The following is a 25,776-nucleotide window of genomic DNA, read 5'->3' as shown; positions in this document are numbered from 1 at the left end:
CAGGCCCCGGGGCGTCGGCCCGGACCCCGTCGCCGCCTCGCCGGTCACCCGCCCGTCTCCGCCAAGTGGCCGCCTCCGGCACCGCTGCGCACACTGGTGAGGTGCGCCTGGTTACCGCGGCGGCCGTGGCCGCCACCACCGTGATCGGTGCCGGGGCGGCCGCCGTGGCGGTCGGCCGGTACGCCAGCGACATTGCCCTGAAACCATCGCCCGACGACCCTTTCCCGGGCGACTCCCGCCTCACCGTGCACTCCGCCACCGAGGAGCGCATCGCCCTCACCCGCAGTCTGGCGTCCCTGCGCCCCGGCACCTACGGGCTCACCGGCTCCGGCTGCCATGCGGTGATCGGCGACGTCATCCACGGCGTCCCGCACCCCGCCGATGCGGTCGTACGCCGCCTGGTGCGGGTTACGCACGGCACCCTCAAACCGGGCAACCGGATGCGGCTCACCCCGCAGGTGCACCTCGGCAACCCCCGTGACGCCCTCGGCCTCGACTGCGCCGACGTCGACATCCCGGGTGAACTGGACGCCCTCCCGGCATGGTTCCTCCCCGGCGTCCGCGACACCTGGGTCATCACCACACACGGGCTGGGCACCACCCGCGAACACCCCATGGTGCTCATGCCGTTCCTGCACCGCCACCGGCTGCCCGTCCTCGACCTGGCCTACCGCAACGACATCGGTGGCCCGCGCACCGCCGACGGCATCAACCACCTCGGCGACAGCGAGTGGCGCGACCTGGACGCGGCGATCCGCTACGCGGTCCGCTACGGCGCCCAGGACGTCGTCCTCTACGGCTGGTCCACCGGCGCGACCATGGCGCTGCGCGCCGCCGCCCACTCCGCACTGCGCGCCCGGATCAGCGGCCTGGTCCTGGACTCCCCGGTCCTCGACCGCAACGCCACCATCCGCGCGCTGGCCACCGCCCGGCGCGTCCCGCGCGCCCTGCTGCCGCTGGTCGTACGCGCCGCGGAGGGCTCCACGGGGGTGCCCCTCGACCGGCCCGCCGACGCCGTCGACCCGGACGTGCTGAACGTCCCCATCCTGCTGTTCCACGGCCCGGACGACCTGATCGCCCCCTGGACGGCCTCCCGCTCCCTCGCCGCCCGCCGCGCCGACCTGATCACTCTTCAACCGGTCCCGCACGCACCGCACGCCGCGATGTGGAACGCCGATCCGCCGAGCTACGAAGAGGCCCTGCGGCGCTTCCTCACCCCGCTCATGTAGCGGCGGCCGGGCCGCCCCGGCCCGGCCGCAGAGCCGGGAACCCACGCCCACCGGACGGCTGCCGTCCCCGCCGGGAGCCGAAGCCCCGATGACGCACGGGCATACGGGGGGACAACTCCCCTCATCAGGGATGGGTCGGCAAGGTGGCGCGGCCCGGGCAGATCGCAAGCCGGGTTCCGATTGGGCTTTCGGGCCGACAGCGGCAACACTGCTCCTGTGACGTCCCGTACCCCGCGCGACTCCCGGCTCCGACTCGTCCCCCGTCAACCGGTTGCGGCCGCCCGCCGGGCGGTGACAACCCGGACCAAGCGTCCGGCGCCCCGCCCGCCCGAGGGCACGCCGCCGCCCGCGGAACTGGCCCGGCAGGCCCGTGCCGTGCTGGCCGGTGCGGCGCGCCTCGCCCGCTGGGCCGACGGCGCCGCCCTGCGCGCCGGTCCGGACGGGGCGCTGCCGAAGGCCGCGGCGGAACGTGCCGCCGAGGCCCTGGGCCTGACGCCGCAGCAGGTCCGGGCCGACTGGGACCGGGCCCGGCTCGCCGGACTCGTCGAGCTCCACGACGGCCTCGCCCGCCCCGGCTGGCGGCTGCGCGCCTGGGACCGCGACGACACGGCCGTGCTGCGCGGCTGGGTCGCGCTCTTCGACGCCTGGTCGCTGGCCCGCCCCGCACCGCCCGGCGCCGGCCCCGCGATAGTCGCCGAAGTCGTCGAGGCGCTGCCGCAGTTGCTGTCCCTGCTGCATCTGTCGGCCGGCCCGGTCCGGCTGCCGGTGCTGCTGGACATGCTGGACCAGCGCGTCGCCGAGCTGCGGACGGAACGCTGCGAGGTCCCCTACGGCCAGGACCCGGCCCCGGGCAGCACCGACGATGCCGCGGTGGCGGCCGACGACGCCGCGGGGGCGTCGCTGGCCGAGCTGCTGGGCTGGGCGCTGGACGCGCTGCTGACCGTCGGCGCGCTGGTGCCGCCGGACGGTGCGCACGACGACGGCTACGCGGCCGCCCATGACGCGTCCGAGGCGCAGCTGACGCCGCTCGGCAACTGGTCGGTGTGGGTCAAGCTGGAGCAGATCTGTGTCGCCGCGCAGGGCCCGGCCGGCCATATCGAACAGTCCGCGGAGGCGATGCTGCGCGGCTGTGCCCGGCTCACCCCCGGCCCGGCCCGCGCCGAATACCGCGCCTGGCTCGCCGCCCGCTCCGTCGGGGCGGCCGTCGAGGAGCTGCTGACCGTGGCCCGCGGTGAGGACGCGCTGCTGCGCGGCCTGGCCTTCGAGGCGCTGCGGGCGGTCGGCGCCCCGGCCGAGCCCGCCGTGCGGGCCGCCGCCGACGAGCCGGGCCTGCGGCCGTACGCCCTGCTGTGGCTGGTCGAGCACGAGGGCGGCGACCCGGAGACGGCGCCCGATGTGCTCACCCGCGAGGAGTCGACCTGGCTGTGGGTGGACACCGCGGCGGCCGTCGCCGACCACGGCGAGACCCAACTGCTGGTGCGGCACCTCGATTCGGCGGTCCAGGGCTCGGTGCCGCGCCTCCTGGCGGAGGTACGCGCCATCGGACACCCCCGTACCGTCCAGGTGCTGGTGGCGCTGGCCGCGGCCCACCCCGACCCGGCGCTCGCCAAGGCCGTCCGGCGCGCGGCGTTCCAGGTCCACACGGGTGGGGTCTGATCCCCACGTTTTTGGCTTTCCCGCCGTGGGGGTTTCTCGCCGTTTGTCGCCCGCTGCGCGGTGCGCTCGCCGTTGCGCCTGCGGCGGGCGGGTGGGCGGGTGTCGGGTGCGGTGACGGGCCTCCGGGGCCTGGTGTGTGGACTGCTTCGTTTTACGCTCCGCTGCGCTCCGCCTTTGCTCTTTCTTGGAGCCTTCGGAAGCAAAGCCCCACACACCAGGCCCCTCCATGGCCGTGCGGGCCCCTCTGGTCGCCTCGTGATGAACAACGTGTCCCGATGTGACCACGAAGTGCACCGGACCACCACCGTTCACCCCCACCTGGCTTTTCCCACCCCCAACGGGAGGGGACGGGCCGGAGCGGGTGGGGTGCCGGACGTAAAGCGAAGCAGTCCGGCACCCCACCCGCGGAGGCCCGTCACCGCACCCCGACAGCCCCGCGCAGCGGACCCCGCCCGCCGCAGGCGCAACGGCGAGCGCACCGCTCAGCGGGCGACAAACGGCGAACAACCCCCACGGCCGGACAGCCGAATACGTGGGAGGTAAACCACTTGCACAGGGCCGTTAGACTGCCTCCCATGGCAGTTCTCCCTTGGGTTCATTAGACGGCGCAGCCCGCTCTCGGACCGTCCGTCCAATCCGCCGTCTTCCTGCCCTGGAGCTTTTTTCCGTGATCACCGCCTCCGGCCTCGAGCTGCGTGCCGGCGCCCGCATCCTCATCGAGTCCGCTTCCTTCCGTATCGCCAAGGGCGACCGCATCGGCCTGGTCGGCCGCAACGGCGCCGGCAAGACCACCCTCACCAAGGTGCTGGCGGGCGAGGGCATCCCCGCCGCCGGCACGGTCACCCGCTCCGGCGACGTCGGCTATCTGCCGCAGGACCCGCGCACCGGCGACCTGGACGTGCTCGCCCGCGACCGCATCCTGTCCGCCCGTGATCTGGACTCCGTGCTCCGCAAGATGCGGGAGAACGAGGACCGGATGGCCAAAGGCAAGGGCGCCACCCGCGACAAGGCGATGAAGAAGTACGAGCGCCTGGAGACCGAGTTCCTGACCAAGGGCGGCTACGCCGCCGAGGCGGAGGCCGCGACCATCGCCGCCAGCCTCGGCCTGCCCGACCGCATCCTCGGCCAGCCGCTCCATACGCTCTCCGGCGGTCAGCGCCGCCGCGTCGAGCTGGCCCGGATCCTGTTCTCGGACTCCGACACCCTGCTGCTCGACGAGCCGACCAACCACCTCGACGCGGACTCGATCGTCTGGCTGCGCGACTACCTCAAGACCTACCGCGGCGGCTTCATCGTGATCTCGCACGATGTCGACCTGGTCGAGACCGTCGTCAACAAGGTGTTCTACCTCGACGCCAACCGCTCGAACATCGACATCTACAACATGGGCTGGAAGCTCTACCAGCAGCAGCGCGAGGCCGACGAGAAGCGCCGCAAGCGCGAGCGGCAGAACGCCGAGAAGAAGGCCGCGGCCCTCAACAGCCAGGCCGACAAGATGCGGGCCAAGGCCACCAAGACCGTCGCCGCGCAGAACATGGCCAAGCGCGCCGACAAGTTGCTCGCCGGCCTGGAGGCGGTGCGCGCCTCCGACAAGGTCGCCAAGCTGCGCTTCCCGGACCCGGCGCCGTGCGGCAAGACCCCGCTCACCGCCGAGGGCCTGTCGAAGTCCTACGGCTCCCTGGAGATCTTCACCGACGTCGACCTGGCCATCGACAAGGGCTCCCGGGTCGTCATCCTCGGCCTCAACGGTGCGGGCAAGACCACCCTGCTGCGCCTGCTGGCCGGCGTCGAGACACCGGACACCGGCGAGGTCCGCCCCGGGCACGGCCTCAAGCTCGGCTACTACGCCCAGGAGCACGAGACCCTGGACCCGGACCGCACGGTCCTGGAGAACATGCGCTCGGCCGCCCCGGACATGGACCTGGTGGCCATCCGCAAGACGCTGGGTTCCTTCCTCTTCTCCGGGGACGACGTCGACAAGCCCGCCGGGGTGCTCTCCGGCGGCGAGAAGACCCGCCTCGCCCTGGCGACGCTGGTCGTCTCCTCCGCCAATGTGCTGCTGCTCGACGAGCCCACCAACAACCTCGACCCGGCCAGCCGCGAGGAGATCCTCGGCGCGCTGCACACCTTCACGGGTGCGGTGGTCCTGGTGTCGCACGACGAGGGCGCGGTGGACGCACTGGAGCCGGAGCGCATCATCCTGCTGCCCGACGGCGTCGAGGACCTGTGGGGCCAGGACTACGCGGACCTCGTCGCGCTGGCCTGATCACGGCGGATGGATCATGCCGTATGGATCATTCGGCCGATGTGTGATCCATCATCTGAGTGAGAACGGCTCGTACACCGGCGAGTCTGCGGCATACGGCCGGGTCCCATGGGCCCGGCCGTCACCATTTCGGCGGCACACCACCTGACCTGCCACTTCTTGCGAAAGGTCGGGCCCGGACGGTCTCCCGGCTGGGCGGAATACGGGATTCCGGGCCGTGCGGGCGGGTGCCGGGCGGCAAAGGATGTCGTACTGACCTTGCGGAATGGGTGGCCAGGAAGCCGGGGAGGGGTGATCATGAGAGTCCAGAGCGCACTTCCCACGAGGAGGCACGGGTGGCCGAGACTCTGAAGAAGGGCAGCCGGGTAACCGGCGCCGCGCGCGAGAAGCTCGCGGCAGACCTGAAGAAGAAGTACGACTCCGGTGCGAGCATCCGGGCGCTGGCCGAGGAAACCGGCCGCTCCTACGGATTCGTGCACCGGATGCTCAGCGAATCCGGTGTGGTCCTGCGCGGTCGCGGCGGAGCCACGAGGGGCAAGAAGGCCGCATCGGCCTGACGGCTGCGACTCCGGGTGCAGCGGTGTCCCCCCGGTCGGCCGACCAGTCGGCCGGGAGGTTACCGTTCAGTCACTTACGCACGCAGGTGCGGCTGGCTGACTCGGAGGCGCTCATGACTCTGCTCGACAAGCACGGTGTGCGACTCACCGTTGACGGTGCGATCGCCACAGTGACCCTCGCCAACGCGGCGAAGCGCAATGCGCAGTCGCCGGCCATGTGGCGGGCGCTTGCCGAGGCGGGTTCGGTGCTGCCCGGAACTGTGCGGGTGGCAGTGCTGCGTGGTGAGGGCCAGTCCTTCTCCGCGGGCCTCGACCGTCAGGCGTTCACGCCCGAAGGCTTCGACGGCGAGCCGTCGTTCATCGATCTGGCGCGCGGCTCGGACAGCGAGCTGGATGCCACGATCGCCGAGTACCAGGAAGCGTTCACCTGGTGGCGGCGCAATGACCTGGTGTCCATCGCCGCCGTGCAGGGCCATGCCATCGGCGCGGGCTTCCAGCTCGCCCTGGCCTGCGATCTGCGGGTGGTCGCGCCGGACGTCCAATTCGCCATGCGCGAGACCAGCCTGGGACTCGTACCGGACCTGACCGGTACCCATCCCCTGGTCGGGCTGGTGGGCTACGCCCGGGCGCTGGAGATCTGCGCCACCGGGCGCTTCGTGCATGCCGAGGAGGCCGAGCGGATCGGCCTCGCCAACCTCGTGGTGCCCGCGGACGAACTCGATGCCACGGTGGCCGACCTGGCCGCCGCGCTCACCGCCCCGCCGCGCGACGCCGTCATCGAGACCAAGGCGCTGCTGGCCGGCGCCGCGGGCCGTACGTACGAGGAGCAGCGACGCGCCGAACGGGCCGCCCAGGCGCGCCGGCTGCGCGACCTCGCGGGCGTGGGGGAGTAGCACCCGCGCACCCGGGCACTGACGGGCGTCCCCGGCCGGGGGCGCCCGTCAGTCCTGTTCCACGGCGGTGACCAGCACGGCAACCGTCGACGGTGCCGCCGGTGCGGCCGCCACCGCCCGGCGTACGGCGCACGAGACATCCAGTGCCCGATAGCCGGGCGCGGTCGCCAGCTGGATCAGCACATGCCCGTCGCTGAACTGCAGCGGACGGGACAGCCCGCCGAGCGCCGGCGCCAGCCGGGCCACACCCGCAACCTCCCGTGCGACGGCGGCGACCCCCTCCGGGCCCTCCTGTGTCGCACCCGTCCGGTCGCCCGTCGCGGGGGTGGCAACGGGGCCTCCCGTATGGGCGGCGGGCGGCGGTGCCGCGGCGGCCGCCTCGGCCTCGTCCCCTTCCAGCAGTCCGGTGACCCGCAGATCCACCACTCCCACCACCAGCCCCAGCTCCCGGACCGCCGCCTCCAGCAGCGCGGTACGCACCTGGTCGGCGAGGGTGGGCAGCGGCCGGTCGGCGACCGCGGCGAAGTCCGCCTCGATCCGCAGCGGGCCGGGCGGCAGTGCGCTCGGCGGCGCCGGCACCGCGGGCTCGGGGGCGTGGGCGGGGTCGGCGACGGACAGCCGCAGCGTGCCGATGCGGACACCGGCCGGCGTCCCGGCGGCCGCCCGCAGCGCCCCGGCGGCCGCCTGCTCGGTGATCCATGATCCGTCCGCGGGCCCGCCGAGCGGCAGTACCCGGCCGATCCCGAGCTGAGCCCGTACCGTCTGCGCCAACTGGTTCGCGGCCACCGCGTCACCCCTTTCCCGGCAGGTCCCCGGACCTGTTCCCGGACACATCCCGGACAACTCCCCAGACTGCCGCACACCGGCCCGTACGGCAGGGCGGTGTGCCGGACGGCGCCGTAGGGAGCACTCTGCTGCCGCACCCCCGGAGCGGACCGGACAAACCGGACCTACTGTGGGCAGCGGAGCGGACCGGCCGCTTCTCCTCGCGGAAAGGGACGTACGGCCATGAGCGAGAGCCAGCAGCATGCGGAGGGACCCCGGACTCCTGCCAAGCGGGGCGGCGGCGACCCCGCGACCCGTGGGCGGACCACCATCGCCGACGGTGTCGTGGAGAAGATCGCCGGTCTGGCGGCCCGGGACGTCGTCGGCGTGCATGCGATGGGCAGCGGTTTCGCCCGTACGCTCGGCGCCGTACGCGACCGGGTGCCCGGCGGCGGCAGGTCCGCGACCGCGACCCGCGGGGTCAAGGCCGAGGTCGGCGAGGTGCAGACCGCGCTGGACCTGGAGATCGTGGTCGACTACGGCGTCGCCATCGCCGATATCGCGCGCTCCGTCCGGGAGAACGTCATCTCCGCCGTGGAGCGGATGACGGGCCTGGAGGTCGTCGAGGTCAATATCGCGGTCAGCGACGTCAAGCTGCCCGACGAGGAAGACGAAGAAGAAGGAGCGGAGCCCCGGCTCCACTGACCGGGCCCGTCCGAAGGGGTAGCGAAGGAGCGCACGATGAGCATGGCCGTGGCCGGCCTCTTGGCCGGAATGGCGCTGGGCTTCGCCGGATACTTCGGCGGATTTGGCGCCTTCGTACTGGTGGCGGCGCTGGGCGCCATCGGCTTCGTGGTCGGCAGATTCCTCGACGGGGATCTCCAGGCCGGTGAATTCTTCCGTCCGCGCAGCAGCGACCGCGACGACCGGCGGCGGTGAAGCCGGGTGGCGACGGTGTCCCCGGCCGCCGCTGCCGCCGGCGTGGCGGCGGGTGAGCGCGGCCAGACCAGAATCGCGGACCGGGTGGTGGCGAAGATCGCCGCGCAGGCGGCCCGGGAGGCACTGCGCGGCGAGTCCCCGCAGGCCCCCACGGACGCGCATGCGACGGTGACGGTGCACCGGCGCGATGACCGCGGGCACTTCGGCGAGGCACGGGTGCGGATCGCCGTGGAACTGGGCTACCCCTCCGACATCGGCGGGCAGTGCCGGGTGGTGCGCCGTCAGGTCGCCGAGCGGGTGAAGGCGTTGGCGAGCATGGAGGTCCCCGAGGTCGCGGTGGAGGTCGAGCGGCTGCACTCCCCGCTGCTGGAAGGCACCCGCGGGAGGGTGCGATGAGCGACGACGACGCGGAGCTGCCGGACACCCGGCGGCTGCCCACCCTCGACAAAACGCCGGACGCGCCGGCCGGGCCGACGCCCTCCGCCCCGGACCCGGCCGCCACGAGCACCGCGGACGACGACCGGACCGGGCGCTTCTGGTCGGACCGGCGGGTGCCGGCCACCGTGGTCGCGCTGCTGCTGCTGGCCGCCGCGGGCCTGCTGCTCTACGACGTGGCCGCGGTGCGCGCCGACCGCTCCGCGATGGCCTGGCGCCGGCGGCTCGCCCATGAACTGGCCACCCGTCATCTCGACGACCCCTGGGTGCTGGGCGCCGCCGCGGTCGCGGCGGTGCTCGGTATCTGGCTGATCGTGCTGGCCGTCACCCCCGGACTGCGCCAGGTGCTGCCGATGCGGCACGTGGCCCCGGACGTCCGTTCCGGGCTGGACCGGGCGGCCGCCGCGCTGGTGCTGCGCGACCGTGCCATGGAGGTCGCCGGCGTCCAGTCCGTGCGGATGAAGGTCAGCCGTCGCAAGGCCAAGGCGCACGCCGTCTCGCACTTCCGTGAGCTGGACGAGGTCCGCGCCGACCTCGACGCCGCGCTCGGCGAGGGTCTGCGGCAGCTGGGGCCGGCCCGCCGGCTCGGCCTGACCGTGGACGTCCGGCGCCCGAAGAAGAGGTGAGCGAGCGATGCGCAGGGTCCGCAGAACGATCAACCGGGTGCTGCTCGGCCTGACCGGTGTGGTGCTGCTCGGCACCGGTGGCCTGGCGCTGTTCGGCGGCCTCGGCCTGCCGGCGAAATGGCATCTGCGCCTGCCCGCCCACTGGCCCTGGTCCCGCCCCGACGACGTGCTGCTCCCCGCGCACCGGCGCACCCACTGGACCGGCCAGGGCTGGTTCTGGCCCCTTGTCATCCTCGTCCTGGCCGTCTTCGTGCTGCTGGTGCTGTGGTGGCTGCTGACCCAGTTCCGGCGCCACCGGCTGGACGAGATCCTCGTCGACAGCGGCGACGGCGAGGGCGCCCTGCTGCGCGGCCGGGCGCTGAAGGACGTCCTCGCGGCCGAAACGGAGTCGCTGGAGGGCGTCGACCGGGCCGGTGTGCTGCTGACGGGCCGCCGGAGCACACCGCGGATCCGGGCCGTGCTGGCCCTCGTCCCGCACGCCGACCCGGGGACCGTGGTCCGGCGTCTGTCGGACGAGGCGCTGGACCGTGCCCGCCGCTCGGCCGGGCTCGACCACCTGCCGGCGGACATCCGGCTGCGCGCGGTCAAGCACCGGCCCGAACGGGTCAGTTAGGCCCTGTCCGCCGGATCAGGGCCGGACAGGGCCCGGCGCCCGTCCGCCGGATCGTGGCGGGTGCCCCGTCAGAAGCCGTGCAGCGCCCCGCCGTCCACGGGCACCATCACGCCGCTGACATACGACGCGGCCGGCGACAGCAGGAACGCGGCGACCCGGCCGAACTCCTCCGGCTTGCCGTAGCGGCCCAGCGGGATCGACGCGGAGTTGCGGGCGCGGGAGCCCTCCGGGTCGCCGGAGAGCGCGTCGAGCTGGGTCATCCGGTCGGTGGCGATCCGGCCGGGCAGTACGCCGAGGACGCGGATGCCGCGTGGGCCCACCTCGTTGGCCAGCGACTTGGCGAAGCCGGCGAGGCCGGGGCGGAGCCCGTTGGAGACGGTCAGACCGGGGATCGGCTCATGCACCGAACCGGACAGCACAAAGCCGATCACGCCGCCCTCCGTCAGCTCGGCGGCGGCCGTACGGGCCAGCCGTACCGCGCCGAGGAAGACCGACTCGAAGGCCGTCCGCCACTGGTCGTCGGTGTTGTCGGCGGCGGTGCCGGGCGGCGGGCCGCCCACGCTGATGAGCACTCCGTCCAGGCGGCCGAAGCGTTCCCTGGCCGCGGCCACCAGACGGTCGGGTGCCTCCGGGTCGGCGTTGTCGGCCGCCACGCCCAGCGCGCGTGCGCCGAGGGGGGCGGCGGCCGCGGCCGCGCTCTCCTCGGTGCGTCCGGTGATCACGACATTGGCGCCGTCGGCGACCAGTGCACGGGCGGTGGCGAAGCCGAGGCCACGGGTCGCCCCGGTGACGACGTACGTCCGGTCGGTGAGTCCAAGATCCATGGCCCTAGTCTGCCTCTGCCCCGTCCCGCAGACCGAAGGCGGCCCCCACCAGGCCGATATGGCTGAACGCCTGCGGATAGTTCCCCAGCTGGCGGCCGGCGGCCGGGTCGTACTCCTCGGAGAGCAGCCCCAGATCGTTGCGCAGGTCCAGCAGCTGCTCGAACATCTCCCGGGCCTCGTGCCGCCGGCCGCTCAGCCGCAGCGCGTCGACGAGCCAGAACGAGCAGGCCAGGAAGGTGCCCTCGTCGCCCGGCAGCCCGTCGACCGAGCCGCCCTCGGTGCTGTAGCGGCGCACCAGTCCGAGGGGGGCACCTTCCATGCTGTCAGGGCAATGGGGGAGGGTCAGCTCGCGGCGGACGGTGTCGATGGTGCTCACGACCCGCGGGTCGTCGCCCGGCAGAAACCCGACACGGGGGATCAGCAGGGTCGCGGCGTCCAGCTCCCGGGAGCCGTAGAACTGGGTGAAGGTGCCGCGGTCGGCGTCGTAGCCGCGCTCGCACACCTCGCGGTGGACCTCGTCGCGCATCGCCCGCCAGCGTTCGACGTCCCCGCCGAGTTTCGGGTCCGCCTCGATCGCCCGCACCGCCCGGTCGGCCGCCACCCAGGCCATGACCTTCGAGTGCACGAAGTGCCGGCGCGGCCCGCGGATCTCCCACAGCCCCTCGTCGGGGTCGCGCCAGTTGGACTCCAGGTAGTCCACCAGCGCGCGCTGGATGCTCCAGGCGTGTGGTTCCGACGCCAGCCCGGCCGTGCGCGCGATGTGGAAGGAGTCGAGCACCTCGCCGTAGACGTCGAGCTGACGCTGTTCGACGGCGGCGTTGCCGATGCGTACGGGAAGGGAGTCGCAGTATCCGGACAGCCACGGCAGCTCGGCCTCCGGCAGCCGCCGCTCACCCGCCAGCCCGTACATGATCTGCAGATCGTCGGGGGCGCCGGCCACCGCACGCAGCAGCCAGTCCCGCCAGGCGCCGGCCTCCTCCAGATACCCGGCGGAGAGCAGACAGTTCAGGGTGAGGCTGGCGTCGCGCAGCCAGCAGTAGCGGTAGTCCCAGTTGCGTACGCCGCCCAGCTCCTCGGGCAGCGAGGTGGTGGGGGCCGCGACGATGCCGCCGGTGGGCGCGTAGGTGAGCGCCTTCAGGGTGATCAGCGAGCGGATCACGGCCTCGCGGTACGGCCCGTTGTAGCGGCAGCGCGCGGACCAGGTGTGCCAGTCGTCCAGGGTGTCCTGGAGCGCCTCGAACGGGTCGATCTGTACCGGCCGGGGCTCGTGCGAGGGGTGCCAGGTCAGCACGAACGCGGTGCGCTCGCCGGCGGTGACGGTGAAGTCCGAGCGGGTGCTGAAGTCCTTGCCGTAGGTGGTGCCCTGGGAGGGGGTGCGCAGCCACACGGAGTCCGGCCCGGCGACCGCCACCCGGCTGCCCTCGGCGGCGCGCACCCAGGGCACCGCCCGCCCGTAGTCGAACCGCAGCCGCAGCACACCGCGCATCTCGACGCTGCCGCTCAGGCCCTCGACGATCCGTACGACATCGGGCTGGCGGTCGCGCTGCGGCATGAAGTCGATGACCCGGACGCTGCCCGTGGGGGTCTCCCACACCGTGTCGAGGATCAGCGATTCGCCGCGGTAGGAGCGCTGCGCGCGGGCCTCGGAGGACCGGGGGGACAGCCGCCAGTGGCCGTTGTCCTTGCCGCCGAGGAGTGCGGCGAAACAGGCCCCGGAATCGAAGCGGGGCAGGCACAGCCAGTCGATGGAGCCGTCGCGGCCGACGAGTGCGGCGGTCTGCAGATCGCCGATGAGCGCATAATCCTCGATGTGTGGGTGCACTCAGCGCCTTTTCCCGCCCGGAGGGCGCGCCACGCGGGGGTGGCGGCTGTCCGGGCTACGGGCCGCCGGCCGGGACCGGCGGTGCGTCCTCGCCGGCTGCCTCGGCCTCCCGGGCGTCGCCCTGTTCGGCCTCCCGGGCCTGTTCGGCCTCCTCGGCCGCGGCAGCCACCCGGTCGCGCCGCTCCCGGCGGACGAGGATGACCCAGCCGACCGGCACCGCCGCCGCGAACAGCCACCACTGGACCGCATACGCCATGTGCGGGCCGATGGAGTCGTGGTCCGGCTCGGGGACCAGCTCGGGCTTGCCGCCGGGCGGCTCGGGCCCGGTCTGCTCGATGTAGCCGCCGAGCAGCGGCCGGCCGACCCGCTCCGTCTGCTCCTTGCTGTTGATCAGCATGATCTGGCGGGCGGGCAGGCCCCTGGTGTCCTTGATACCGCTGACGGCGGTGGTCTCGTCGGCCATCATCCGGCCGGTCACGGTCACCTTGCCGCGGGGAGCGGCCGGGACGTCCGGGAACTTGGTGAGGTCGTTGCCCGCCGAGATCCAGCCGCGGTTGACCAGTACGGCCCGGCCGTCGCCGAGGACCAGCGGGGTGAGCACGTAGTAGCCGATGCTCTGCTCGTCGGCGGCGGTGCGCTGGCGGACCACGACCTCGTGCGCGGTGTCGTAGGTGCCGGTGGCGGTGACCGTGCGCCACATGTCGTCGTGGGGCAGGTCCCGGCCGGGGGCGGTCAGCTCGGTGACCGGGACCGGCCTGGCGGCCAGGCTGCTCGCGATCAGCTGGTTCTGCGCCACCTTGTGCTCATGGCGGTGGAGCTGCCAGAAGCCCAGCTTGATCATGACGGGGATCAGCACGAGAGCCACGAGGGTGAGGATCACCCACTGCCGGGACAACAGGAAGCGGTACACGGCTTCGACGGTACCTGGGGCGCCGCGGTCCCCGGGCTGCGGGTCCCCCCAGCGGTGGCGGGGGCGGCTCCGGCCGCGCCCGGCCGGCGGGCCGTGCGGACCCGGCCGGCGGGCCGTGCGGACCCGCCCGGCGGACCGGGTGGATCAGACCCGGTCGACGATGCCCACCCTCCCGTCCGACCGCGCGCAGTGCGCACCGCAGTACCACTGCCCGTCGGCCTCGACGCCCTGGCCGATGATCTGGCACCGGCAGTGCTCACAGATCGGCGCCATGCGGTGGATGGCGCAGGCGAAACAGTCGAAGACATGCACCGCGCCCTGCGCGTGCACCTCGAACGTCATGCCGTATTCGTTTCCGCAGACCTCACAACGTGCCATGCGCCACAGGGTGCGGGCGGCGCCCCTGCGGGGCGAGGTGCCGACGGGTGTGTTGGGCGGGCTTCACCCGGACGCAGGCGCCGGGGCGGCCGGCTCGACATCCTGGAGCAGCTGCATGAAGGCCGCCTCGTCGATCACGACCGTGCCGTACGAGGCGGCCTTGGCGGTCTTGGAGGTGTTTGCGTCCGGGTCGTTGGTCACCAGCAGACTGGTCACCCGGGACATGCTCGTGGCGACATGGAGTCCGGCCTCGATCGCCCGGTCCTCCAGCAGCTCGCGGTCCACGGAGGTATCGCCCGAAAAGGCGACCCGCATCCCCTGGACGAGCCGGCCGCCCGCCTCGTAGCGCCCCGGGTTGGGGTACGGGCACGCCGGGCGCTTACGGGACGGCCGCCAGGTCGTGGGGCGGTACGCCGCGGCGCTGGAGTGCTGCCGGGGCGCGGGGGCGTCCGACCACTCCGTCAGCGGCTGGCAGTTCAGCAGCGGCAGCCGCAGATTCTCCCGCGCGGCCCGGTGCAAACCGGGACGGAATGCCTCGGCCAGCACCCGGGCGTCGTCCAGCGCATGGTGGGCGCGCTCCTGCACCACGCCGTAATGGGCGGCGAGGGACTCCAGCTTGTGATTGGGCAGCGGCAGCCGCAGCTCCTTGGACAGCGCGATGGTGCACAGCCGCTGCTGCACCGGTGCGGTCGCCGCGGCACGGGCGTACTCGCGGGCGATCATCGACCAGTCGAACATCGCGTTGTGCGCGACCAGCACCCGGTCCGCCAGGCGCCGGGACAGCTCCGGGACGATCGCCGGGAAGAGCGGGGCGTCGGCCAGCACGGCGCTGGTGAGCCCGTGGATCCAGACCGGCCCCGGGTCCCGCTGCGGGTTGACGAGGGTGTACCAGTGGTCCTGGACCTCGCCCTGTGCATCGAGTTGATACACGGCGGCGGAGATGATCCGGTCGTCGCGCGCCAGGCCCGTGGTCTCGACGTCGACCACCGCGTATCCCTCGGGGTAGGCGGACGGCCAGGGGGCCGGCGGCGTCTGCGGGCCCGGCTGCTGGCCGATCTTCGGCGCGATCGGGTCGGCTGCTGCCATGCGGTCTTCGAGCATGGTCACTGAGGATAAGGGCCGCCACCGACAGCCACCGAACCGGCGTGGGGCGCGCGGGCCGGCCGGTGCGCCTGGCGCCCCGGCACATCGGGGGTCCGCACGGGAGTTGACGGGCATCCACGCGGCCGGGCCCCCGGCGGGAAGCGGCCGCGTCAGGAGCCGGGGCCCACGGGGGAGAGCAGTGAGGTCACCAGTGCCTCCAGCGAGACGAGGAACAGCCGCCCGGTGTCGACCGGGCCGGCCAGCGCGCGGGCCAGCGCCGGATCGTGCCCGGCGGCGGGGGAGTCCCAGAGCTCGCCCTCGCTCGGATGCTGCGCGGGCGACCGTTCGCGGTTGCGCTCGACCAGGACGAAGCCGACGACCTGGAACTGGATGGCCCGCACCGCCTCGGCGGCCGTCTCGCCGCGCAGCCCGGCGGCGTGCATCTCATGGATCAGCGCCTGCTGCGCGGGCAGGAACATCCGCTCCGTCAGACCGCGTTCGTGCACCATCGCGATCAGCTGCGGCCGTTCGCGCAGCGCCGTGTGCAGCGTACGGGCCACCGAGATGATGCGCGCCTGCGGTGTGCGCCCGGTGGGGTGGATCTCGCCCATCTCCCGCACGGTGCGTTCGACGAGGGCGTCCAGCAGCGACTCGCGGTTGCCGACGTGCCAGTAGATGGAGGTGACGGCGGTGCCCAGTTCCGTGGCGAGCCGGCGCATGGTCAGCGCCCCGGGGCCGTGCGCCCGCACCAGCCGGGCGGCGGCCGCCAGAACCTCTTCGCCGGTCAGCGCCGTACGTGTCATATGCCCCTCCTTATCTCTCAACTCCCTTGCGCACAAGGCCCTTTACCCTTCGTCCCGCTCGGTGTAACAGTGTTACAGGCGTCTCGCGCAACCCCCGTAAGTCACCGACGACGAAGGGTGGTACGACATGGCACGCATTCGCTACGGAGCGCGCACCGAGGAGGAACTCACCGCGGCGCGCACCGCGAGCTCCCGGCTCCCCGACATCTGGTCCACCGGTGTGGTCGCCGTCTGGGAGAGCGACCCGGACGCCGTCGCGGCCGTCCTCCCGCCGCCGCTCGCGCCCACCGGACGTCCGCTGGTCCGCGTCAGCATCAGCAAGGTCGCGCTGCCCGGCTACCCCCTGGGAGCGGGCTCGGTCGCCGTGGCGGCCGCGCACCGGGACGTCGAGGGCTGGTATCCGCTCGTCATGCCGATGACTCACGAGCGGGCCCTGACCGGCGGCCGGGAGGTCTTCGGCGAACCCAAGAAGCTGGGCGAGGTCACGGTCGAGCGCGACGGCCCGGTGGTGCGTGCGGCGCTCGCCCGGCACGGCATCGCCTTCGTCGAGGTGCGCGGCGCGGTGAGCGGTCCGCTGCCGGTCCCCGAGCCGGCCGGGAAGACCGACTTCTACTTCAAGTTCCTGCCCGCCGTGGACGGTTCGGGATTCGACACCGACCCGGTGCTGGTGCACTGCCTGCGCCACGAGAAGGTCCGCAAGCTGGAAAAGATCACCGGCGATGTCGTCCTCCGGGAGTCGATGTACGACCCCGTGGCCGACCTCCCCGTACGCACCCTCGTCGAGCTCACCCTCGGCGAGAAGACCACCGACCAGCAGGGCCGGGTCGTCGAGCGGGTCAGCGCCCGGTCCCTGCTGCCGTACGTCCACCAGCGCTACGACGACCCACGTCAGCTGCACGACGGACCGCCCGAGGGGAGCGTCTGATGCGGTGTCCACCCGGAGGACGGCTCCCCGGACCCCGGCCGCAGAAGCGGGCGGCCCGACCGGCACGGAGAGGTGAACGGGCATGGAGCTGAAGGCCGGACAGGTCGCCGTCGTCACCGGCGCCGCGAGCGGCATCGGCCTGGCCATGGCGCGCCGCTTCGCCGCGGACGGGCTGCGGGTCGTCCTCGCGGACGTCGAGGAGGAGCCGCTGCGTGCCGCCGCCGACGAGCTGACCGCGGACGGCGCCCGCGTACTGGCGCGCACCGTGGACGTCGGCGTACGCGAAGAGGTCGCGGCCCTCGCCGACGCCGCGTACGACGCCTTCGGCGCCGTCCATCTGCTGTGCAACAACGCGGGGGTGGGCTCCGGCGCCGAGGGGCGGATGTGGGAGCACGACCCCAACGACTGGGCATGGGCGTTCGCGGTGAACGTCTGGGGCGTCTTCCACGGCATCCAGTGCTTCCTGCCCCGGATGCTGGCGGGCGGCGGGCCCGGCCATGTCGTCAACACCTCCTCGACCGACGGCGGTGTCGCGCCGCTGCCCACCGCGTCCGTCTACGCCGTCACCAAAGCGGCCGTGGTGACCATGACCGAATCGCTCTACGCCCATCTGAGGGCCGAGCGGGCCCCCATCGGCGCCTCGGTGCTCTTCCCCGGCCCGCACATGCTGCGCACCGGCCTGTGGGAGTCGCACCGCAACCGGCCCGCGCGTTATGCCAAGGCCCGGCCGCGCCGGACCCCGTACCGCAGCCTCGCGCAGTGGGAGTCGGCAATGAAGGAGGCCGGGAAGGAGGTCGCCTTCACGCCCGTGGAGGACGTCGCCGCGCAGGTCGTGGACGGCATCCGGGCCGCCCGCTTCTGGCTGCTGCCGCCCGGTGAGCACACCGACGCGCAGATCCGGGCGCGGTCCGCCTCGATGCTCGATCGCAGCACCCCCGCGTATCTGGAGCACTTCATTCTCGACCCGGACGACTGAGGGAGCAGCCGCCATGACGGACCCACAGGGCCCCACGGACCGGCCGGACGCGCAGGACCCCCGGCACGAGCCGTACCTGATCATCTCCTCCGACTGCCACGCCGGACTCCCCACCGAGGAGTACCGCCCCTACCTCGACGCCCGTTTCCACCGCGCCTTCGACGAATTCCTCGGCGGCCGGGACGCCCGCCGCGCGGAGGCCACCCGCCTCGGCATCCGCAACGAGGCCTTCGCCGACCGCTGGTTCCGGGACAACGAGGAGGGCCTGCGCGGCGGCTGGGACCCCGCACAGCGCAGCAAGGAACTCGACGGCGACGGCGTGGCGGCGGAGGTCGTCTTCCCGGACGCGGATGCCGTCGACAGCGGTACGGCGGCCCCCTTCGGTGTGGGCCTCGGCCTCTCCGGCGACCAGGACCCGGACCTCGGCATGGCCGGTGCGCAGGCGCACAACCGCTGGCTCGCCGACTTCGTCTCCGCACACCCCGAACGGCACTGCGGGGTGGCGCTGTTGCCGGTCACCGCCGAGGTCGACCGTGTCGTGGCCGAGATCCACCGTGCCAAGGAGTCCGGGCTCGGCGCCCTGATGATCCCCTCCATGTGGGTCGACAAGGAGCCCTACCACGACCGCCGTTACGACCCGGTGTGGGCGGCTGCGGCCGCCTGCGCGATGCCGGTGCTGACCCACTCCGGGGCGGCGCCCCGTCACGAGTACGGCAGCCACCTCGGGATCTATGTCTCCGAGGTGACCTGGTGGCCCGCGCGCCCCCTGTGGTTCCTGCTGTGGTCCGGCGTCTTCGAGCGCCACCCGGGTCTGAAATTCGGGATCGCCGAATCCGGCTGCTGGTGGCTGCCCAACCTCCTGTGGTTCATGGACCGCCTCTACCTGGGCGCCCACGGCGGCAAGAAGCTCTCCCCGTTCGCGGAGCTCAGGCAGCCGCCGCACGCGTACCTGGACCGGCAGGTCTTCGTCTGCGCCACCAACACCAAACGCCGCGAGCTCGCCCAGCGCTACGAGATCGGCGTCGACAACATCCTCTGGGGCAGCGACTTCCCGCACCCCGAAGGGACCTGGCCCGACACCCGCGCCTGGCTGAAGAAGACCTTCCACGACATTCCGGTCAGCGAGACCCGCCGGATGCTCGGCCTGGCCGCGGCCGAGAACTTCGGCTTCGACACCGCCGCCCTGGCCCCGCTGGCCCGCCGCATCGGCCCCACACCGGCCGAACTCGGCCAGAGCGCCGACCAGGCGGCGGTCGAGGCCTCCTGGGCCCGCTCGCGCGAGGTGGGCCGCCACTGGCTGACGGACCACGACTTCCCGGTACTGGGGGCCGCGCAATGACGCACCGACCCGACGACCGCTACACCGTCATCTCCGCCGACTGCCACGCCGGCGCCGACCTCCTCGACTACAAGCCGTACCTGGCCTCCCGGCACCACGAGGCCTTCGACGCCTGGGCGGCCTCCTACGTCAACCCGTACGAGGACCTGCTCGCCGACACCGCCGACCGCAACTGGAACTCCGGCCGCCGGCTGGCCGAACTGGAGGCCGACGGCATCGTCGCCGAGGTGGTCTTCCCGAACACCATCCCGCCGTTCTTCCCGAGCGCCTCGCTCGTGGCCCCGGCGCCCACCCGCGAGGAGTTCGCGCAGCGCTGGGCGGGCCTGCGCGCCCACAATCGCTGGCTCGCCGACTTCTGCGCCGACGCCCCCGGCCGCCGGGCCGGAGTCGCCCAGATCCTGCTCCACGATGTCGACGAGGCCGTACGCGAAGTCCGCCGCGCCAAGGAGGCCGGCCTCACCGGCGGCATCCTGCTCCCCGGCACCCCGCCCGGCTCCGGCCTCCCCGAGCTCCACTCGGAGTGCTACGACCCGCTCTGGGCGGTCTGCGCGGAGCTGGAGGTGCCCGTCAACCACCACGGCGGCTCGGCCTCCCCGCCGCTCGGCGACGAGCCCGCCGCCCGCGCCGTCTTCATGGTCGAGACGACGTGGTTCTCGCACCGTGCCCTGTGGCACCTGGTCTTCGGCGGTGCCTTCCGCCGCCACCCCGGCCTCCGCCTCGTCCTGACCGAACAGGGCTCCGGCTGGATTCCCGGCGTCCTGGACATGCTGGACTACTACCACGGCCGGCTGGTCGCGGCCGCGACCGCTTCCCGGTCCGCCACCGCCGAGTCCAAGTTCGGCACCGGCCTGGCGGCGGCCATGGGCGGCTCCCCCTCCGGGATCTGGCGCGAGCACTGCTTCGTGGGTGCCAGCTTCATGCGCCCGCATGAGGTCCCGCTCCGTCACCGCATCGGCCTCGACAAGATCATGTGGGGCAGCGACTACCCCCACGACGAGGGCACCCACCCGCACTCCCGCGAGGCCCTCCGCCTCGCCTACGCCGGCGTCCCGGCCGACGAGACCGCGGCCATGCTCGGCACCAACGCCGCCCGCGTCTACGGCTTCGACCTCGCCCGCCTCGCCCCCCACGCGGCCCGCGTCGGCCCCACGGTCGCCGAACTCGCCGCACCCCTGGAAAAGATCCCCCCGGACGCCACCAGCCCGGCGTTCGCACGGGGCGGGGCGGTGCGGGTGTGGTGAGGGACGGCCGGAGCGTGCGGGCCGGGAATCGGGGCGTCGGCGACCCGCCCACCCCCTCGGACCGTTTCGACCTGCACGCCGACGGCCTGGCCGGCCTGGTGGACCAACTCGGCACGGCCCACGGTCTGCCCGGCTGATCACGTGGCTGTCGCGGGGGCGGCAGGTGAAGCGAGCACCGCCAGGTGATCAATAGGGGCCCTTTACACCTGGGGCCCCAGTACCCGCGCCGTCTGCGCCACCTCCGCCACCGAGCCGTCCTCGCCGACGCCCACCCGGCGGAGCGTGGCCCCCGGCTTGCGGGTGACGACGTCCACCAGGCGGCCGTCGCGGAACAGCCCGGCGGCGCCGTCGTCGACCGCCCAACCTCCTGGCAGCGCACGGTCGTTGACGGCCGCCAGATAGCCGGGCCGGCGCCCCGGCTCGCTGTCGTAGTGCGGGCAGAGGCTGCCCGGCAGCAGCCCCAGCCCGTCGGACAGCGGCACCGGCGGGCCGAAGGAGTCGGAGAAGGCGCTCTCGAACCAGCAGCACGCCCCGGCGCTGATGCCGCACAGCAGCACCCCGGACTCGTACGCCTCGCGCAGGATCGTGTCCAGGCCGTGCACCCGCCAGACGGCAAGCATGTTGGCGGTGTTGCCGCCCCCGACGTAGACGATGTCCTGCGCGAGGACGAATGCCCGCAGACCGGTCACGGTGCGCCGGAACAGCTCCAGGTGGCCCGTTTCGCAGTCCCGCGCGCCGAACGCCGTGTGGAACGCCTCGATGTACCCCGGCGCATCACCGCTCGCGGTCGGCAGAAAACAGACCTTCGGCCGGTCCTGCCCGGCGGCGTCCAGCACGAAGTCGTCCAGCAGGGTGTCGGGGTCATCGGAGAAGCCGCCGCCGAGCAGGGCGATGGTGGGGGTGCGGGCCATCGGACCTCGATTCCGGGTCGTCGCGGGGAGCTGCGCCGGACCATCGTCGCGGAGCAGCTGACAGCACGTCTTACATACTTCTCGGTAACAACCCCTAGCGGCACCGCTGTCCACGCCTTTATGGTGCGTGGCATGCCGCACCTGCCCGATGTCGTGTTGTGGTCCGTACCTGCCTTCGTGCTGCTCGCCGTGGTGGAGATGGTGAGCTATCGCCTGCATCCCGACGAGGACGCGGAAGGCTATGAAGCCAAGGACGCCGCCACCAGCGTCGGCATGGGCCTGGGCAGCCTCGCGTTCGATGCGCTGTGGAAGATCCCCATCGTGGCGATCTACGCCGCGGTCTACGAACTCACCCCGCTGCGGATACCCGTGCTGTGGTGGACGCTGCCGCTGATGCTGCTCGGACAGGACTTCTTCTACTACTGGTCGCACCGCGGCCACCACGTCATCCGCGTGCTGTGGGCCTGCCATGTGGTGCACCACTCCAGCAAGAAGTTCAACCTCACCACCGCCCTGCGGCAGCCCTGGACGACCTGGACCGTCTGGCCCTTCTACGTCCCGATGATCGCTCTCGGTGTCCATCCCGCCGCGATCGCCTTCACCTCCGGGGCCAACCTCGTCTACCAGTTCTGGGTGCACACCGAGCGGATCGGCAAACTGCCCCGGCCCTTCGAGTTCGTGCTCAACACCCCGTCTCACCACCGGGTCCACCACGCCTCGCAAGGCGGCTACCTGGACCGCAACTACGGCGGGATCCTGATCATCTGGGACCGGATGTTCGGCTCGTTCGCCGCCGAGACCGAGCGGCCGGTCTACGGGCTCACCAAGAACATCGAGACCTTCAACCCGCTGCGGGTGGCCACCCATGAGTACGCCGCCATCGCGCGCGACCTCAAGGCCGCGGACAGCTGGCGCGAGCGCGCCGGGCGGGTCTTCCGGGGGCCGGGCTGGCAGCCGGCCCAGCGGGCGGCCGTGGCGGAGAGCCCGAAGGCCGGCCGGCCGGGGGCCGGGGCGCGTGCCTCCGTCGAGGAGCCGGCCGCGTGACCGCCCGGTGGCCGCGGGCCGTACGGCCGCTGCTGTGGGCCTTCGCCGTACTGGCCGCCGTGCACCTGGCGGCGCTGCTCGCCGGCGTCCCGGCCGTCGGGCAGCTCACCAAGCCCGTGCTGATGCCGGTGCTCGCCGGATACGCGCTGGCGCGCGGCGGCCCGCCGCTGCTCGCCGGTGCGCTGCTCTTCGGCTGCGGCGGCGACACCTTCCTCCAGATCGGCGGGGACCTCGCCTTCCTGGTGGGCATGGGCTCGTTCGCCGCGGGGCACGTCTGCTATCTGCTGCTCTTCACCCGGTACGGGACGGCGCCCGGGGACGGACGGCGGGGACGGATGGCCGCGGCCGGTGCCGCGTACGCCGTGCTGCTGGCCTGCACGGTCGTGCTCCTGTGGCCGGACCTCCCGGCAGATCTGCGGATCCCGGTCGCCGGCTACAGCCTGCTGCTCACCGCCATGGCGTTCGGCGCGCTCCGGGCCGGCCCCTGGGCCGCCGTCGGCGGGCTGCTCTTCCTGCTCTCCGACACCCTGATCGCGAGCGGTATCGCGCACTGGCCGCAGCTGCCGGGCCCACAGTTCTGGATCATGTTCACCTATCTCGCGGCCCAGTACGGGCTGGCCGAAGGGGTGTTGCGCGCCGCCGCCACGGCCCCGCGGCCCGCACCACGCCGGACGCAGGCGCCCCGGACGGCAGGCGTACCGTAACCGGGTACACCCTCCGGATAAGCAAGGACAACGCCCCCGCATGCGCGCCACCACCATCCATGCCGCCCACGACATCCGCATCGACGAGGTCCCCGACGCCGCCGTCCTCAAGCCCCACGACGCCGTGGTGCAGGTGCTGCGGGCCTGTATCTGCGGCAGCGACCTGTGGGCGTACCGGGGTGAGGCGGCGCGGGAGGCGGGGCAGCGGATCGGCCATGAGTTCCTCGGCGTGATCGCCGAGACCGGCGCCGAGGTGTCCGGTCTCGCCGTCGGCGACCTCGTGGTGGCGCCCTTCATGTGGTCCGACGGCCGCTGCGAGTACTGCGCCGACGGTCTGACCACCTCGTGCGTGGACGGCGGCTTCTGGGGCGAGCCCGGCTCCGACGGCGGCCAGGGCGAGGCCGTCCGGGTGCCGTACGCCGACGCCACCCTGGTCAGGCTGCCGGCCGAAGCGGCGGGCGACGACCGGCTGCTGACCGGCCTGCTGGCGCTCTCCGACGTCCTGGGCACCGGCCATCACGCCGCCCTCGGCGCGGGCGTACGGCCCGGCTCGACGGTCGCGGTGGTCGGCGACGGCGCGGTCGGCCTGTGCGGGGTGCTGGCCGCCAAGCGGCTGGGCGCCGAACGGATCATCGCCCTCGGCCGCCACCGGGCCCGGACCGATATCGCCCGGACCTTCGGCGCCACCGATGTGGTCGCCGAACGCGGCGAGGCGGCCGTCGCCGCGGTCCGCGAGCTGACCCGCGGCCAGGGCGCCCACGCCGTCATCGAGGCGGTCGGGACCGAGCAGTCGATGCGCACCGCGGTCGGCATCACCCGGGCCGGCGGGGCCATCGGCTGGGTCGGCGTGCCGCACGGCAGCGGCAGCGGCCTGGACATGCGCGCCCTCTTCGACCACAACATCGCCGTCCGCGGCGGCGTCGCCCCGGTCCGCAGCTACATCCCGGAACTCCTCCCCGACGTCCTGAACGGCACCCTCGACCCCGCGCCGGTCTTCGACCTCACCGTCGACCTGGCGGGCGTCCCGGACGGCTACCGCGCCATGGACGACCGCAGCGCACTGAAGGTGCTGGTCAAGCCCTGACCGGCGGGCCGCACAGGCGCGGGCCCGTCCGGCCGGACGGGCCGCCGCTTGAGTCTCCCGCCGTGGGAGACCCGACAGTGGACGGCATGTACGAGGACGGCACGGCCCTGCTCACCATCGGCGCGCTGGCGCGCCTGACCGGCATCCCGGTCAAGACCATCAGGAACTGGTCGGACCAGGACCTGCTGCCGCCCGCCGCCCGCACCCCCGCGGGCTACCGGCTCTACGGCCCGGGCGCCCCGGCCCGCCTGGAGATCGTGCGCAGCCTGCGCGACCTGGGCATCGGGCTGGCGGCGATCCGGTCCGTACTGCACCGCGAGCGCACGGTCGCCGAGACGGCGGCGCAGTGGGCGGACGCGCTGGACGCACAGATCCGCACCCTTCAGTTGCAGCGCGCCGTGCTGCGGGCGGTGGCCGCGCGGGGGAGCGCAGCAGAGGAGCTGCCGAACATGACCGAACTGGCCCGCCTGTCGGCCCGGGAACGCCGCCGGATCATCACGGACTTCGTCGAGGACGCCCTCGACGGTGTGCACGCCCCCGCCTACCGCAGCGGCCTGCTGGCCGCCGTCCCCGAACTGCCCGACGACCCCACTGCCGAGCAGATCGGTGCCTGGACCGAACTGGCCGCCCTGGTCCGCGAGCCGGAACTACGGGCGGCGCTGCGCCGGCTGGCCGAGTACAGCGCGCGTACGGGACCGGTGGCCGGCGAGGCGCACGCCGCGGGGGAGACGGACCCGGACCCGGCCGGGCGGGAGCAGGACGCCGTGCGCGTCGCGGAGCTGATGCGGCTCCGCGGAGAGGAGGCCGTCACGGCCGGCCTCGCCCCGGACTCCCCGGCCGCGGAACCCGTCGTCGCCGAGCTGGTCGCCGCCTGGCTGCCCACCCAGGCCGGTATTGCCGACCCGCCCGCCGAGGACGGCCCGCAGGCCCGCGGCCGGCTGCTGGAGCAGTTGGAGACCGCCGCCGAACCGGCCGTCGAACGCTACTGGCAGCTGCTGTGCACGGTCACCGGCCGGCCCGTTCCGCCCCGCTGGGACACCGCGGGCGCCTGGACCGCGGCCGCGCTGCGCGCCCACCCCCGGCCGTACGAGCTGGACCGGTCCGCGTTCGACGGCACCGATCCGGACCGGGTGATGCACGCCTACGTGCAGGTGACCCGGGACGTGGGTGCGCTGGTCGCCGCCGTACGGCCCGAGGACCTCGACCTGCCGACACCGTGCGCGGGGTGGAGCGTACGACAGCTGCTCGACCACATGGTGTGGGAGAACCTGATGGCCACCTCGATCGCCGAGGACGCCCCGCGGGGCGACCACGCCGCCGACCACCTCGGCGACGACCACCGCGCGGCCTTCGCGGACTCGGTGCGCGCCGCCCTCGCCGCCTTCACCGGCAGCGGGATGCTCCACCGCACCTACGGTCCCTACGAGGCGCCCGGCGCGATGATCGTCCAGCAGGTCGTGGTCGAACTCCTCGCACACGGCTGGGACCTGGCGCGCGCGACGGGCGCGCCGACCGGGCTGGCGCCGGAGGCCGCCGAGGAGACCCTGGCGGCGGCCCGCCGGATCTACGGTGCCGCGCCGCGCACCGAGGGCAGCTCGTTCGCCCTGGAGCGCCCCGCCCCGCCCGGCGCCGGCGCAGCGGACCGGCTGGCGGCCTACCTCGGCCGCGACCCGGTCTGACGTCCCCGCGGGCCCGCGCGCACCGCACGGAAGAGGGCCGGGTCACACACCACCCGGCCCTCCCGCGTCCCTCC

At 73.4% G+C, this 25,776-nt stretch carries 27 protein-coding genes; 19 read left to right on the top strand and 8 right to left on the bottom strand.

Going from position 1 to position 25,776, the window contains the following annotated elements:
- The first annotated feature begins 101 nt into the window (after nucleotides 1-101).
- The 5 genes from K7C20_RS08770 (at nucleotide 102) to K7C20_RS08750 (ending at nucleotide 6,601) form a co-directional block, all read left to right on the top strand.
- Nucleotides 102-1,229 carry an alpha/beta hydrolase gene (locus tag K7C20_RS08770; protein WP_030089085.1) on the top strand — a complete coding sequence of 376 codons (1,128 nt, stop codon included), beginning with the start codon at nucleotides 102-104 and terminating at the stop codon, nucleotides 1,227-1,229.
- A 216-nt stretch (nucleotides 1,230-1,445) separates the two neighbouring features.
- Nucleotides 1,446-2,885 carry a hypothetical protein gene (locus K7C20_RS08765; RefSeq protein WP_078953442.1) on the top strand — a complete coding sequence of 480 codons (1,440 nt, stop codon included), beginning with the start codon at nucleotides 1,446-1,448 and terminating at the stop codon, nucleotides 2,883-2,885.
- Nucleotides 2,886-3,552: 667 nt separating this feature from the next.
- Nucleotides 3,553-5,151, top strand: coding sequence for an ABC-F family ATP-binding cassette domain-containing protein (locus K7C20_RS08760; RefSeq protein WP_030087498.1), 1,599 nt, complete (start codon nucleotides 3,553-3,555; stop codon nucleotides 5,149-5,151).
- Nucleotides 5,152-5,486: 335 nt separating this feature from the next.
- Nucleotides 5,487-5,708: a helix-turn-helix domain-containing protein gene (locus tag K7C20_RS08755; RefSeq protein WP_006606369.1), complete on the top strand. Its 222-nt coding sequence runs from the start codon at nucleotides 5,487-5,489 to the stop codon at nucleotides 5,706-5,708.
- 113 nt (nucleotides 5,709-5,821) lie between these two features.
- Complete coding sequence (locus K7C20_RS08750) at nucleotides 5,822-6,601, top strand: enoyl-CoA hydratase/isomerase family protein (protein WP_030087501.1); 780 nt, start codon at nucleotides 5,822-5,824, stop codon at nucleotides 6,599-6,601.
- 48 nt (nucleotides 6,602-6,649) lie between these two features.
- On the opposite strand, the gene K7C20_RS08745 is transcribed toward K7C20_RS08750, so the two are convergent.
- Nucleotides 6,650-7,387: a hypothetical protein gene (locus tag K7C20_RS08745; RefSeq protein ID WP_053209894.1), complete on the bottom strand. Its 738-nt coding sequence runs from the start codon at nucleotides 7,385-7,387 to the stop codon at nucleotides 6,650-6,652.
- A gap of 222 nt (nucleotides 7,388-7,609) precedes the next feature.
- On the opposite strand from K7C20_RS08745, the gene K7C20_RS08740 reads away from it, so the two are divergent.
- The 5 genes from K7C20_RS08740 to amaP are packed head-to-tail and all read left to right on the top strand — an operon-like array spanning nucleotide 7,610 to nucleotide 9,979.
- Entirely contained in the window at nucleotides 7,610-8,071 is a 462-nt protein-coding gene (locus tag K7C20_RS08740) for an Asp23/Gls24 family envelope stress response protein (RefSeq protein WP_030087504.1), read from the top strand.
- A 36-nt stretch (nucleotides 8,072-8,107) separates the two neighbouring features.
- A complete protein-coding gene (locus K7C20_RS08735; RefSeq protein ID WP_030087506.1) occupies nucleotides 8,108-8,305 on the top strand; it encodes a hypothetical protein in 198 nt (65 codons plus the stop codon).
- A 6-nt stretch (nucleotides 8,306-8,311) separates the two neighbouring features.
- Nucleotides 8,312-8,701 (top strand): Asp23/Gls24 family envelope stress response protein, encoded by a 390-nt coding sequence (locus K7C20_RS08730; RefSeq protein ID WP_209443993.1) that lies wholly within the window; start codon nucleotides 8,312-8,314, stop codon nucleotides 8,699-8,701.
- Nucleotides 8,698-9,366, top strand: a complete 669-nt coding sequence (locus K7C20_RS08725; RefSeq protein ID WP_053209893.1) for a DUF6286 domain-containing protein — start codon at nucleotides 8,698-8,700, stop codon at nucleotides 9,364-9,366. The genes K7C20_RS08730 and K7C20_RS08725 overlap by 4 nt, the downstream gene beginning before the upstream one ends.
- A gap of 7 nt (nucleotides 9,367-9,373) precedes the next feature.
- Nucleotides 9,374-9,979: an alkaline shock response membrane anchor protein AmaP gene (amaP, locus tag K7C20_RS08720; RefSeq protein WP_030087509.1), complete on the top strand. Its 606-nt coding sequence runs from the start codon at nucleotides 9,374-9,376 to the stop codon at nucleotides 9,977-9,979.
- 68 nt (nucleotides 9,980-10,047) lie between these two features.
- Here amaP and K7C20_RS08715 read toward each other — a convergent pair whose 3' ends face one another.
- From K7C20_RS08715 to K7C20_RS08690, 6 genes are all read right to left on the bottom strand, one after another.
- Entirely contained in the window at nucleotides 10,048-10,803 is a 756-nt protein-coding gene (locus K7C20_RS08715; RefSeq protein WP_053209892.1) for an SDR family oxidoreductase, read from the bottom strand.
- Between the two features lie 4 nt (nucleotides 10,804-10,807).
- Entirely contained in the window at nucleotides 10,808-12,625 is a 1,818-nt protein-coding gene (locus K7C20_RS08710; protein ID WP_030087513.1) for a glycoside hydrolase family 15 protein, read from the bottom strand.
- Between the two features lie 55 nt (nucleotides 12,626-12,680).
- A complete protein-coding gene (locus K7C20_RS08705) occupies nucleotides 12,681-13,535 on the bottom strand; it encodes an SURF1 family cytochrome oxidase biogenesis protein (protein WP_030087515.1) in 855 nt (284 codons plus the stop codon).
- A 144-nt stretch (nucleotides 13,536-13,679) separates the two neighbouring features.
- Nucleotides 13,680-13,913 carry a hypothetical protein gene (locus tag K7C20_RS08700; RefSeq protein WP_030087516.1) on the bottom strand — a complete coding sequence of 78 codons (234 nt, stop codon included), beginning with the start codon at nucleotides 13,911-13,913 and terminating at the stop codon, nucleotides 13,680-13,682.
- Between the two features lie 63 nt (nucleotides 13,914-13,976).
- Nucleotides 13,977-15,014 carry a DEDDh family exonuclease gene (locus tag K7C20_RS08695; protein ID WP_078953441.1) on the bottom strand — a complete coding sequence of 346 codons (1,038 nt, stop codon included), beginning with the start codon at nucleotides 15,012-15,014 and terminating at the stop codon, nucleotides 13,977-13,979.
- 152 nt (nucleotides 15,015-15,166) lie between these two features.
- Nucleotides 15,167-15,799 carry a TetR/AcrR family transcriptional regulator gene (locus K7C20_RS08690; RefSeq protein WP_030087522.1) on the bottom strand — a complete coding sequence of 211 codons (633 nt, stop codon included), beginning with the start codon at nucleotides 15,797-15,799 and terminating at the stop codon, nucleotides 15,167-15,169.
- A 127-nt stretch (nucleotides 15,800-15,926) separates the two neighbouring features.
- On the opposite strand from K7C20_RS08690, the gene K7C20_RS08685 reads away from it, so the two are divergent.
- The 5 genes from K7C20_RS08685 (at nucleotide 15,927) to K7C20_RS38970 (ending at nucleotide 20,417) form a co-directional block, all read left to right on the top strand.
- Nucleotides 15,927-16,724: an acetoacetate decarboxylase family protein gene (locus K7C20_RS08685; protein ID WP_030087524.1), complete on the top strand. Its 798-nt coding sequence runs from the start codon at nucleotides 15,927-15,929 to the stop codon at nucleotides 16,722-16,724.
- An 82-nt stretch (nucleotides 16,725-16,806) separates the two neighbouring features.
- Nucleotides 16,807-17,700, top strand: a complete 894-nt coding sequence (locus tag K7C20_RS08680; protein WP_030087526.1) for an SDR family NAD(P)-dependent oxidoreductase — start codon at nucleotides 16,807-16,809, stop codon at nucleotides 17,698-17,700.
- 13 nt (nucleotides 17,701-17,713) lie between these two features.
- Nucleotides 17,714-19,039 (top strand): amidohydrolase family protein, encoded by a 1,326-nt coding sequence (locus K7C20_RS08675; protein ID WP_053209890.1) that lies wholly within the window; start codon nucleotides 17,714-17,716, stop codon nucleotides 19,037-19,039.
- A complete protein-coding gene (locus tag K7C20_RS08670; RefSeq protein ID WP_053209889.1) occupies nucleotides 19,036-20,280 on the top strand; it encodes an amidohydrolase family protein in 1,245 nt (414 codons plus the stop codon). The genes K7C20_RS08675 and K7C20_RS08670 overlap by 4 nt, the downstream gene beginning before the upstream one ends.
- Before the next feature lie 14 nt (nucleotides 20,281-20,294).
- The gene (locus K7C20_RS38970) at nucleotides 20,295-20,417 is read left to right on the top strand and encodes a hypothetical protein (RefSeq protein ID WP_280922021.1); all 123 of its coding nucleotides are present in this window, start codon (nucleotides 20,295-20,297) and stop codon (nucleotides 20,415-20,417) included.
- A 63-nt stretch (nucleotides 20,418-20,480) separates the two neighbouring features.
- Here K7C20_RS38970 and K7C20_RS08660 read toward each other — a convergent pair whose 3' ends face one another.
- On the bottom strand, nucleotides 20,481-21,191 hold the full coding sequence (locus tag K7C20_RS08660; protein ID WP_053209888.1) for a Type 1 glutamine amidotransferase-like domain-containing protein: 711 nt from the start codon (nucleotides 21,189-21,191) through the stop codon (nucleotides 20,481-20,483).
- Between the two features lie 132 nt (nucleotides 21,192-21,323).
- On the opposite strand from K7C20_RS08660, the gene K7C20_RS08655 reads away from it, so the two are divergent.
- The 4 genes from K7C20_RS08655 to K7C20_RS08640 all read left to right on the top strand — a co-directional run bounded on the left by K7C20_RS08655 (nucleotide 21,324) and on the right by K7C20_RS08640 (nucleotide 25,702).
- Complete coding sequence (locus K7C20_RS08655; protein ID WP_030087538.1) at nucleotides 21,324-22,235, top strand: sterol desaturase family protein; 912 nt, start codon at nucleotides 21,324-21,326, stop codon at nucleotides 22,233-22,235.
- Nucleotides 22,232-22,939, top strand: coding sequence for a lysoplasmalogenase (locus tag K7C20_RS08650; protein ID WP_053209887.1), 708 nt, complete (start codon nucleotides 22,232-22,234; stop codon nucleotides 22,937-22,939). The genes K7C20_RS08655 and K7C20_RS08650 overlap by 4 nt, the downstream gene beginning before the upstream one ends.
- 40 nt (nucleotides 22,940-22,979) lie before the next feature.
- A complete protein-coding gene (locus K7C20_RS08645; protein ID WP_030087541.1) occupies nucleotides 22,980-24,023 on the top strand; it encodes a zinc-dependent alcohol dehydrogenase family protein in 1,044 nt (347 codons plus the stop codon).
- A gap of 86 nt (nucleotides 24,024-24,109) precedes the next feature.
- Nucleotides 24,110-25,702, top strand: a complete 1,593-nt coding sequence (locus K7C20_RS08640) for a TIGR03086 family metal-binding protein (protein ID WP_053209907.1) — start codon at nucleotides 24,110-24,112, stop codon at nucleotides 25,700-25,702.
- The last annotated feature ends 74 nt before the right edge of the window (nucleotides 25,703-25,776 follow it).

The organism is Streptomyces decoyicus (assembly GCF_019880305.1).
Classification (GTDB): Bacteria; Actinomycetota; Actinomycetes; order Streptomycetales; family Streptomycetaceae; genus Streptomyces; species Streptomyces decoyicus.
Note: the sequence above shows the minus strand (reverse complement) of the source record. Positions and strands in the feature narration are given on the sequence as shown.